At 68.4% G+C, this 10,066-nt stretch carries 10 protein-coding genes; 4 read left to right on the top strand and 6 right to left on the bottom strand.

Features of this window, described 5'->3' with window-relative positions; genetic code table 11:
- The 3 genes from V7D63_RS05805 to V7D63_RS05795 all read left to right on the top strand — a co-directional run.
- Window positions 1-171: putative PEP-binding protein (locus V7D63_RS05805; RefSeq protein WP_333591319.1), on the top strand; the 171-nt coding region annotated here is incomplete at its 5' end.
- A gap of 304 nt (window positions 172-475) precedes the next feature.
- The gene (locus tag V7D63_RS05800) at window positions 476-1,780 is read left to right on the top strand and encodes a glycosyltransferase family 2 protein (RefSeq protein WP_333591316.1); all 1,305 of its coding nucleotides are present in this window, start codon (window positions 476-478) and stop codon (window positions 1,778-1,780) included.
- Window positions 1,781-2,021: 241 nt separating this feature from the next.
- On the top strand, window positions 2,022-2,540 hold the full coding sequence (locus V7D63_RS05795; protein ID WP_333591315.1) for a porin family protein: 519 nt from the start codon (window positions 2,022-2,024) through the stop codon (window positions 2,538-2,540).
- Window positions 2,541-2,611: 71 nt separating this feature from the next.
- Here the strand turns inward: V7D63_RS05795 and V7D63_RS05790 are convergent, their stop codons facing one another.
- From V7D63_RS05790 to V7D63_RS05765, 6 genes are all read right to left on the bottom strand, one after another.
- Complete coding sequence (locus V7D63_RS05790) at window positions 2,612-2,884, bottom strand: hypothetical protein (protein ID WP_333591314.1); 273 nt, start codon at window positions 2,882-2,884, stop codon at window positions 2,612-2,614.
- Between the two features lie 100 nt (window positions 2,885-2,984).
- A complete protein-coding gene (locus tag V7D63_RS05785; protein WP_333591313.1) occupies window positions 2,985-4,124 on the bottom strand; it encodes a beta-ketoacyl-ACP synthase III in 1,140 nt (379 codons plus the stop codon).
- A 72-nt stretch (window positions 4,125-4,196) separates the two neighbouring features.
- Window positions 4,197-6,284 carry a capsular polysaccharide biosynthesis protein gene (locus tag V7D63_RS05780; RefSeq protein WP_333591312.1) on the bottom strand — a complete coding sequence of 696 codons (2,088 nt, stop codon included), beginning with the start codon at window positions 6,282-6,284 and terminating at the stop codon, window positions 4,197-4,199.
- A gap of 23 nt (window positions 6,285-6,307) precedes the next feature.
- The gene (locus V7D63_RS05775; protein WP_333591311.1) at window positions 6,308-7,117 is read right to left on the bottom strand and encodes an HpcH/HpaI aldolase/citrate lyase family protein; all 810 of its coding nucleotides are present in this window, start codon (window positions 7,115-7,117) and stop codon (window positions 6,308-6,310) included.
- A gap of 13 nt (window positions 7,118-7,130) precedes the next feature.
- Window positions 7,131-7,808 (bottom strand): SDR family NAD(P)-dependent oxidoreductase, encoded by a 678-nt coding sequence (locus tag V7D63_RS05770; protein ID WP_333591310.1) that lies wholly within the window; start codon window positions 7,806-7,808, stop codon window positions 7,131-7,133.
- Between the two features lie 52 nt (window positions 7,809-7,860).
- Window positions 7,861-8,358 (bottom strand): GAF domain-containing protein, encoded by a 498-nt coding sequence (locus tag V7D63_RS05765; RefSeq protein ID WP_333591309.1) that lies wholly within the window; start codon window positions 8,356-8,358, stop codon window positions 7,861-7,863.
- Window positions 8,359-8,588: 230 nt separating this feature from the next.
- On the opposite strand from V7D63_RS05765, the gene V7D63_RS05760 reads away from it, so the two are divergent.
- Window positions 8,589-10,058: a tetratricopeptide repeat protein gene (locus V7D63_RS05760; protein ID WP_333591308.1), complete on the top strand. Its 1,470-nt coding sequence runs from the start codon at window positions 8,589-8,591 to the stop codon at window positions 10,056-10,058.
- Window positions 10,059-10,066 lie beyond the last annotated feature (8 nt).

The raw sequence follows: 10,066 nt of genomic DNA, 5'->3' as shown, positions 1-10,066 counted from the left end.
CTGGGCATCTGCGGCGAACACGGCGGCGATCCGTCGTCCATCGCCTTCTGCGAAACCGTGGGTCTGGACTACGTCAGTTGCTCACCCTATCGCGTGCCCATCGCCCGGCTGGCGGCGGCCCAGGCCGCCCTGTCGGCCAAGAGCGGCCAGGAACGCGAAAAGGACAGATAGGTCCCCGCAGGCGACAGGCCTGTTCTGGCAGAGAATTCCCCGTTCGAGGCGCATCGGATTGTGCGCGACCGGATCTCCGTGTTAGCGGAAATTCGGGGGATGGCGGTGCGTATGAAGCCGCCGTCTAGGGAGTCTGTGGGCTTAGGGGACTGTGTACGATTTTCCGCTTTCCTCAGCCCTGTCCAGAGGGGCCGTAACGGAACGTACGGCGGCATCAGTCGAGCCGCCCCTGACCTTTGACGGCGTCGCGGGCGTCGCCCCGCCTCGCGCTCGATCCCGACATCGCCAAGGCCTCTATCTGCCGGTGTCGGCCAAGTTCGCCCTGGCGGTGGCGCTGGCCAGCCTCTGGGCGGCGTTGAGCATCTGGTTGTCGCAAGGCTGGCTGGCCGATCTGGCCCATCGGTGGGGATGGCTGTTCGCCGTCGGGGCGGTGACCTTCATCGCCTATGTGCCCGGCTTCATGAACGCCTTCATCGTCGCCACCCTGCTGAACGACAAACGGCCGCCCAGACGCGCCCTGGCCCGCTATCCCGGCGTCAGCGTCCTGATCGCCTGCTACAACGAAGAACAGAACATCGGCGACACCCTCGCCTCCCTGGCGATCCAGGACTACCTGGGCGAACTCGACATCCTGTTGCTGAACGACGGATCGACCGACGGCACCGTCGCGGCCGTCAGGGCGGCGGTCGCCAAGCTGAACTTCCCCCTGGGCCGCAGCATACGGATCGTCGACTTCCCCAAGAACGCCGGCAAGGCGTCCGTGCTGAACTACGGGCTGAAGGTCGCGCGTCATCCGCTGATCGTCACGGTCGACGGCGACTGCTGGCTGGTCAAGGATTCGCTGTCCCACATCGTCGAACGCCTGATGGCGGACCCGGCCGATACGGTGGCGGTGGCCGGGTCCGTGCTGGTCAAGAATTCGCGACACAACTGGCTGACCCGCGCCCAGGAATGGGACTATTTCAACGGCATCGCCGCCGTGAAACGGATGCAGAGCATGTATCACGGCACCCTGGTCGCCCAGGGCGCCTTCTCGCTCTACCGGCGCGAGGCGTTGGAAAGCGTCGGCGGCTGGCCGAGCTGCGTCGGCGAGGACATCGTGGTGACCTGGGCCTTGCTGAAGGCGGGCCACCGCGTCGGCTATGCCGAAGACGCCCTGGTCTTCACCAATGTGCCGCACACGGTGAGACAGTTCGCCAATCAGAGGAAACGTTGGTCCAGAGGCCTGATCGAGGCCTTCAAGGCCCACGGCGACCTGTTGCGGACGCGGCGGCTGACCACCCTCTTCATCTGGTGGAACCTGTGCTTCCTGCCGATCGATCTGGTTTACACCTTCGTCTTCATCCCCGGCTTGGTGCTGGCGCTGATGGGCGACTACATCATCGCCGGGCCGATGACCCTGCTGGTCCTGCCCCTGGCCCTGCTGTGGAATTTCTTCGTGTGCCGCCTTCAGCGCAGGATGTTCCACCGTCAGGGCCTGACCGTGCGCCGGAACATCGGCGGCTTCGTATTCTACGCCTTCGCCTACAGCCTGCTGATGCAGCCGGTGTGCGTGTGGGGCTATGTCGATGAACTGCTGGGTCTCAGAAAGACCTGGGGCACCAAGTGATTGTGCGCGTCGGCGCCTGACGCCAGTGCGGCGCATAAAGCAAGACTTGCCAATCCGTAAGTCATCATTCGCCGCATTTCAGTCCATCTTGGCGGAACGCCGTGTGTGTCCTTCATTCCACGGTTAAGTCCGCGTAATGAAACGGCCATGGAACGGCCGTGAACGCTTACCTATTTCTGCATCCGCCGGGGGCGGCGATGGCGATCATCAGAAATCGCCGCAACCAAAGGATACAGAACCCATGCGCAATCTTCTTCTCGCCGCCGCCGCCGTCACCCTGATCGCCGCGCCGGCGTCGGCTCAGAGCCTTTCAAACCCCTACGGCTCGATCGGCTACGGCAGCGTACAGGGCGACAACGCCGATCTGGGCGCCGTGACCGCCCGCGTGGGCGCCAAGCTGACCCCGTACATCGGCGTCGAGGGCGAGGCCTCGCTGGGCGTCAGCGATGACGACGTCGTCGGCATCCCCGGTTCGACCGCCGAGCTGGAGCACGACCTGGCCGCCTATGTGACCGGAACCATCCCCGTCGCCTCGAACCTGGAGCTGTTCGGCCGCATCGGTTACGGCACGACCAAGGTGAAGGTGGAATCGACCACCCTGTCCGCCTCCGACAGCGAAGAGAGCGTCAACTGGGGCGTCGGCGCCAACTACTTCCTGGACGGCCAGAACGGCGTCCGCGCCGACTGGACCCGTCGCGACTTCCGCAACGGCGGCGGCGACGCCGACGTCTGGTCGCTGAGCTTCGTGCGCAAATTCTGATCGCACGACGGCTGTAAGACGAAGGGCGCGCCCGGCGGGCGCGCCCTTTTCGTTTCCAACTCGATGCGGCGTCAGGCGACGCCTGGCTGCAAGGCCCAGCGCATCGAGCCTTCGCCATAGGGGCGGAAGAACAGGTCGCGGTATTTCTCGAACACCTCGACGATCTTGGCCGTCAGATCCTGGGCGACCTGTTCGCCGCGCTGGCGTTTCATGGCTGCGACGCAATCCACCACCACGGCCTGATGGGCCGATCCGCCCATGCGTTGCAGCACCAGGGCCACGTCGGCCGCCAGCGGGTCCAGCTTGCGGCCCCACGGGCCGACGTTCGTCGTGGCGTGTGTCATGCGGGCGCCCCCATCGGTCTTGGCGTACGAAAGAACGCCTCGCAAAGACTCGTGACGGATGCAAGCGCCAGCGCGGATTCGTGATCCGGGCGAGCCGGATTCAGGCCCGCTTTTTCACGAACACCGTGCCCGCCGAATAGCCCGCGCCGAAGCTGCAGATCAGGCCGACCTCGCCGGGCTGGAAGCCCTGGTGGTGCAGGTGAAAGGCGATGATCGACCCGGCGGACGATGTGTTGGCGTAGTCGTCCAGGATGATGACGTTCTCGCCCGGCGCCGGGTCGCGGCCCAGCACCTTGCGCCCGATCATCTCGTTCATGTTGATGTTGGCCTGGTGCAGCCACAGCCGCTTCAGGCCGGTCGGGTCCAGGCCCAGGTCGCCCGCATGATCGACGATCATCTCGGCCACCATCGGCACCACGTCCTTGAACACCTTGCGGCCCTGCTGGACGAACAGTTTGTCGGTCGGCCCGCCGGGCGTCTCGGGCGCTTCTCCCGTCGCCAGGGCGGCGGTGTTCAAGAAGCCGTAGTTGTTGCGGATGTTGTTCGAGAAGACGGTCTTCAGCCGCGTGCCCAGAATCTCCCAGCCGCCAGTCGCCTGATCCGCGGCCTCGACGATCACGGCGGTGGCCACGTCGCCGAAGATGAAATGGCTGTCGCGGTCGGTGAAGTTGAGATGCGCCGAACAGATCTCGGGATTGACCATCAGCACCGCCTTGACCGAGCCGGAGGCGATGAAATCGGCCGCCGTCTTGACGCCGAAGGTGGCCGAGCTGCACGCCACGTTCATGTCGAAGGCGAAGCCCTCGATCCCCAGGGCCTGCTGCACCTCGATGGCGATGGCCGGATAGGCGCGCTGCATGTTCGAGGCGGCGCACAACACCGCGCCGATCTCCGAGACCGGCTTGCCCCAGGCCTCGATGGCCTGACGCGCGGCCTTCACCGCCATCTCGGCCAGGATCGACAGTTCGTCGTTCGAGCGCTCCGGCAGGTGCGGCCGCATCCGCGCGGGGTCCAGCACCCCGGCCTTGTCCAGCACGAAGCGCGACTTGATGCCCGACGCCTTCTCGATGAACTCGGGCGACGACGGGGTGCGCGCCTCGACCTCTCCGGCCGCGATGGCGTCGGCGTTGGCGGCGTTCCACCGCTCGGCCCAGGCGTTGTAGGCCGCCACCAGTTCGGCGTTCGAGATGGACTGGTCGGGCGTGAACAGGCCCGTGGCGGCGATGACTGCGTTCGACATTCTGGTTTCCCTATCGCTCGGCGCGCGGCGCCTCTCTGCTTGAGGGAGGGTCCGTTCCTATGACGAACCCTCTCAGTAGGACGGCGGCGGCGTGCGGTCGAGACTGGCGCGAATTCCCTTCCACCAGCGGGCGATCTGATTGGGCGGCGAAACGGCCGGACGGCCGCGCGCGGCGATCAGGGCCTCAACCAGGTCCTCGGCCTCGCAGGGCCAGCCGGTCGGCCCGACATAGACCGGGTAGGCGATCAGCGCCGCGTGGACCAGTTCGTCCAGCGTGGCGCGGCGCGTGCGGCGCTGAAACGTCAGCCGGTCGTCCGTCAGGCCCCAGCCCGCATAGAAGGGCCGCCCATAGGTGGAGACCGCCTTGCCCCGCAGCAGGGCCTCGAACCCCGCCAGACTGGTCAGAGTCGCCAGTCGGTCGCAGGCGTGGATGCAGTCGATGACGTCCAGCCCGTCGGCCACGGCGTCGACGGCGCCCAGGGCCTGGGCGTCCAGCCTGCCGGGGCGGTTGCCCGCCAGCACGTCGGGGTGGTTGCGATAGATGATGAAGGCCTCGGGCCGGTCGGCGCGGACGGCGGCGATCAGGCCGGCGTTGGTGCGCACGCCCTCGCAGCCGGTCAGGATCGACTTGTCGTTCTCGACCTGGCCGACGACCAGCACCCGCTCTCGGTCGGTCGGCCAGTCGGTGGGCATGGCGGCGCCCACAAGGTTGTATTTCGACACCCCGGCCTCGACCACGCGGCCCTTCAGGCTGCGCGCGCGCTGGACCTGATCCGGCGTCAGGGCCGCCCCCTCGATCAGGGCTTCCAGACGGCTGGGACCGCGCGGGTCGTAATAGACCCCCAGATCGTCCAGGGCGACGGACAGGGCGCCGAAGAAGTCCGAACCCAGGCCCTGGGAGCGGATGAAGCCGTCCTCGATCCGCACCGTCGGGCCGTCGAAGGCGGCGGCGGCGACGCGCACCGCCTCGGTCTCCTTGCCCGCCCACCAGGCCAGGCGGCCGCCGGTCGCGGAGGCGTGCCGGGCGGCGGCGCGCGGCGAACCGATGAAGTGGACCCGGCCCTTGGGGCTGTTCAACAGGCGGCGGATCGCGCCGCGCTTGGCCGGGGCGAAACCGGTCAAGGCCCAGTCGCCCGCCAGCCGATCCGCGCGGTCGCGCAGGGCGATCAGACGCTCCAGCGCCTGTTCGGCTTCACACCGACGGCCCGTGACGGGATCGACGTAGCGGCTGTAGGCGATCAGGGCGGCGGCGGCGACCTGTTCGACCGTCCGCGCCACGCCCCGGCGGCCGGTGTCGACGGCGTCCGTCGTCAGCCCCCAGCCGGAATAGAAGGGCGCGCCGAAACAGGCGACCGGCAGCCCGCGCAACAAGGCCTCGAACCCCAGCGCCGAGGTGACGCAATAGACCGCGTCCACGGCGGCCAGCAGATCGGCGGGCCGCACATCGGCGTCGATCAAGGTCACGCCCTCCAGATCGGCCGCGGCGATGCAGCCCTGCTTACGTCCGGCGGCCACGGCCGGGTGTCGTTTGACGATGATCTGGGCTTCGGGATTGTCGCGTTTGGCGGCGGCCAGCATGGCGCGGAAGCTGTCGGCGTCGGCCATGCCGTAGCCGATGGAGGCGTCGTTCAGCGTCTGATCCACCACCAGCACCCGGCGGCCGGGCCGCAGGATCGCCGGGTCCAGCGGCCCGCCCATATTGGTCTTGGACACGCCCGAGGCGACGATGCGGTCGATCAGGGCGCGGGCGCGGGCCGTCATGGCGGCGTCGCACCAGTCGTCGGCGGTCGTGATCAGCCGCTCCAAGCGGCTGGGCCGCGTCGCGTCGTAATAAATGCCCACGCCGTCGACCACCAGGCTGAGGCTGGCGGCGCCGGTCTCGCCCAGGCCGACCGAGCGCAGGAAACCGTCTTCCAGGGCGATATAGGGCCGCTTCTTGGCGGCGGCCCAGCGGCGGCCCGCCTGGGCCGTCGGCTTCATGCCCCAGCCCAGAACGGCGCGCACGCCGCCCTTGGGCAGGCGTCGCAGATCGTATTCCGACAGGAAGGCCGACAGGAACGGAACCTTCAGCACCCCAGGCGCGCAGACCCAGGCAGGGGTCCGTTTGGCGACGGCGGGCGCTCTGACGATCTTGGCGAAGGCGGGCGCTTTGGCGGTCATGCCCGGCCTGTGTAGGCCAAGCTCTACAACGCCGCCAGCAGGGCCGCGGCGGTTTCCAGATGCAGCCGCTCGACCATTTCGCCGTCGACGCGGATCGCGCCCTTGTCGGCGGCGTCGGGCGCGGCGAAGGCGGCGACGACGGCGCGGGCGAAGGCGACCTGCGCCTCGGTCGGGGCGAAGGCGGCGTGGCAGGGGGCGATCTGTGACGGGTGGATCAGGCTCTTGCCGTCGAAACCGTACAGACGGGCCTGAGCGGCCTCGGACGCGAACCCTTCCGCATCCTGAAAACGGTTGAATACGCCGTCGATGGCCAGCAGGCCGTGGGCGCGGGCGGTGGCGACCGTGGCGGCCAGCCAGGGCTTCAACGGCTCACGATCCGGCGACGGGCCGGTCCCCAAGGCCTTGGCCAGGTCGTTGACGCCCAACATCAAGGCCCGAAGCGGCCCGCCCGACGCCGCGATGACGTTCAAGGCTCTGAGGGCGCGCGGCGTCTCGATCATGGCCCACAGACGGGCCATTTCGGGCAGGCGCTCGGCCAGGGCGATGACGGTGGCGGCGCTCTCGACCTTGGGCGCGACGACGACGCGGACGCCGGTTCCGGCCAGGGCCGCCAGGTCGTCCGCACCCCAGGGCGTGTCCAGGCCGTTGACGCGGACGGCGAAGGGATGGGTCTTCAGGGCCGTAACGGCCGCCTTTCGGGCCTCGGCCTTGCGGTCGGGCGCGACGGCGTCCTCCAGATCCAGGACCGCCAGGTCGCAGTCCAGGCCGCGCGCCTTTTCGACCGCCCGCGCATTGTCGGCGGGCAGAAACAGGACGCTGCGAAAACGGCTCATCCCCTCCGCGCCCCTAGACGCGGCCGGTCACGGGAACCAACGCCCCGGTCACGGCGCGCCCGGCGGGCGAGGCCAGGAACAGGATGACGGCCGCCAGGTCGGCGGGCGCGACCCATTTCGCCGGATCGGCGTCGGGCATGTCGGCGCGGTTCTGGGCCGTGTCGAGGATCGACGGCAGCACGGCGTTGACGGTGACCGAGGTGGACTTCAACTCCTCGGCCAGGGCCTGGGTCAGGGCGTGAACGGCGGCCTTGGAGGCGGCGTAGGGACCCATGCCGGCCGCGGCCTTCAGCGCCGCATTGGCGCCGACGTTGACGATGCGTCCGTCGGACGAGGCCTTCAGAGGGGTCAGGGCCGCACGGCTGGCGTTCAAGGCGGTGGTCAGATTCAGGGCGAACATCCGGTCCCAGGCAGGCGAGGCGTCATCGACAGTCTGCCACACGAAGCCTCCGGCGATGTTCAACAGGGCGTCCAGACGGCCGAAATGGGCGACGGCCTTGTCGATGGCGCCCTGGGCCTGGCCCGGATCGGTCAGGTCGACGCCGCCGATCTCCAGCACGCCGTCGGGGACCGGTTGGCCCGCCGCATGGTCGATGACCGCGACCTTCAGCCCGGCGTCCAGCGCCGCCTGGACCACGGCCCGGCCCAGCACCCCGTGCCCGCCCGTGACCGCCACGACCCGTTCGCCCATGTCAGATCTCCCTGAAAAACGTCGCCGGACCATAGTCGGCGGCCAGCGTGGATCAACCGGCCGCGAAGACCTTGGCCATCAATCGCTCCAGGGCCTGGGCGTCCGTCGCGTCGAAGGCGGCCGGTTCGGTCGCGTCCACGTCGAAGACGGCGATCAGGGCGCCCGAGGCGTCGCGCACCGGCACGACGATCTCGCTGCGCGAACGGCTGTCACAGGCGATGTGGCCGGGAAAGGCGTGCACGTCCTCGACCAACTGGGTCAGGCCGGTGCGGGCCGCCGCCCCGCAGACGCCGCGCCCGAACGGGATGCGCAGACAGCCCAGCGTGCCCTGATAGGGACCGACCACCAGTTCGTCGGCCCGGTCGTCGGCGACGAGGTAGAAACCGGTCCAAAAGTACGTCTCGAAGGCGTCGGCCAGCATGGAGGCGACCGTGGCCATGCGCGCGGTTCGGTTCGGTTCGCCTTCCAGCACGGCCAGTATCTCGATCTCGACCTCGGCATAGCGGGCGGCCTTGTCGGCGGGACGGTCGGTGCGGGCGATATAGCTCATGACAATGATATAGGGCGTGACGCCCCATCCGGCGAGAGCGGGCGAAATCGTCTCAACCGCCTGAATGAACGGCGGAACTCGGCGGGAGTCACATTTTGGCCGCGCTGCGGCAACGCTTTGTCCTAATGAAACGTTAATCTTGACAGGGAGTTCGCTGGACCAGACGATCCAGGCGTAACATGGTTAACGCGCGCCCTGCTTTCCAAGGACGCGACGAAGGGTAGGGGATCATGCGCGACCGCGAGGGCATGGACGGTGATCGCGCCCGGAATCGGTCTCGCGCGCCCTTGGCCGCCGCCGCCACGGTGGCGGTCCTGGCCGTCGCGGCGCTGAGCATGGCCAGTTGCCAGGATCAGGGCGTGCAGTTCTGGCGCAAGGACGCCGCCTCGAACGCCTGTCCGCGCCCGCCGTCCTTCACAGGTCCCGAGTTCAACGCCCAAGAGACCGGCCTGCGCTATCTGCGGCGGGCGGCCTTCCGGGGCGACTTCTTCGCCCAGTTGGAGCTGGGTTCGCGCTATTCCGCCCTGCGCGCCACCGACAAGAACATCGAAGATCCGATCGAGAGCGCGGTCTGGTACGGCATGGCCCTGGCCAACGATCAGGGCTATGCGCCCATCAACCGGGTGGATCGCGGCGGCCTGGGCGGCTGGAAACCCCTGTCGCGCTATGACGACTGCCGGGCGTTCGAGCGGCACGTCGCCTATCAGCGGCTGGACCGCCTGCTGGGCCAGATGACCCGCGAGGAGCAGGAAGAGGTCCGCGACCGCGTCGTCTATGTGATGTCGACCCAGGACGCGGCCGGCTATCGCACCCTGGCGCGGCTGCACGACAGCCTCTACGGCCCGTTCGGCGAACCGGCCGACAACCGCCAGGCGCGCGAAGCCTGGGGCGGCGGCAACGGCGGGAACGCCGGTCAACGCGGAAATCGACGCGGCTATCGCGCCGCCACCGACCTGTTCCAACGCAATGACGTGGACGCCTATCTGTACAACTATCTGGCGGTGCAGACCGGCGACGTGGGCGCCTATGTGCTGCTGAAGGATTTTGAACAATCCTCGCCCGGCCGCAGCCAGTACGGCCGCTTCGTCGAGGCCAAGGCCCGCCAGTGGGTGCCGCCGTTCGAATTCTATCCCAACAAGGCCCCGGCCTCGGGCGTGCCCTTCTCGGACGAGAGTCGGCCTCGCGGCGACGCCTATGAATACGCCCTGTCGCGGATGGGCGCCGAACTGCCGTTCGTCCATGTCGGCCGGGCGATGCGCTATCTCGGCATCACGGAAAACGTCGCCACCCGGCCCGAGGACCTGTCCAAGCGCCAGGTCGAGACGCTGGAGGCCATGCTGGGCCATCCGATGGAGTCGCGGCTCAGCTATCTGGAGCGGGTGCGGGCCATCCAACTGGCGGCCATCAACGGCTCGGCCGAGGCGCAACTGGTGCTGGCGGTCATGTATTCCGAGGGCATCGGCGTGCCCGCCGACTACGCCCGCGCCTTCCACTGGTACGAAGAGGCCGCCAAGCAAGGCAGCCCCGAGGCCAAATTCGCCCTGTCGACCTTCTTCGCCCTGGGCGTCGCGGGCGTGGCCGATCAGGACAAGGCCGAGGCCGTCGTCCAACGCATCGAATCGGCGCTGTCGGGCTTCGGCCCGTCCGCGTCGCGCCTGCAAGCGGTCCTCGCCCAGGTGTCTCGCTCGCAACGCCGCTAGGAGGGCGT

Source organism: Brevundimonas sp. (assembly GCF_036732845.1).
GTDB lineage: Bacteria > Pseudomonadota > Alphaproteobacteria > Caulobacterales > Caulobacteraceae > Brevundimonas.
This window is presented reverse-complemented; position numbering and strand designations above follow the sequence as displayed.

Bases quoted from the DNA above. Each gene is read 5' to 3' on its own strand.
- V7D63_RS05795 (WP_333591315.1), top strand. From the start codon at position 2,022: ATGCGCAATCTTCTTCTCGCCGCCGCCGCCGTCACCCTGATCGCCGCG.
- V7D63_RS05790 (WP_333591314.1), bottom strand. From the start codon at position 2,884: ATGACACACGCCACGACGAACGTCGGCCCGTGGGGCCGCAAGCTGGAC.
- V7D63_RS05785 (WP_333591313.1), bottom strand. From the start codon at position 4,124: ATGTCGAACGCAGTCATCGCCGCCACGGGCCTGTTCACGCCCGACCAG.
- V7D63_RS05780 (WP_333591312.1), bottom strand. From the start codon at position 6,284: ATGACCGCCAAAGCGCCCGCCTTCGCCAAGATCGTCAGAGCGCCCGCC.
- V7D63_RS05775 (WP_333591311.1), bottom strand. From the start codon at position 7,117: ATGAGCCGTTTTCGCAGCGTCCTGTTTCTGCCCGCCGACAATGCGCGG.
- V7D63_RS05770 (WP_333591310.1), bottom strand. From the start codon at position 7,808: ATGGGCGAACGGGTCGTGGCGGTCACGGGCGGGCACGGGGTGCTGGGC.
- V7D63_RS05765 (WP_333591309.1), bottom strand. From the start codon at position 8,358: ATGAGCTATATCGCCCGCACCGACCGTCCCGCCGACAAGGCCGCCCGC.
- V7D63_RS05760 (WP_333591308.1), top strand. From the start codon at position 8,589: ATGCGCGACCGCGAGGGCATGGACGGTGATCGCGCCCGGAATCGGTCT.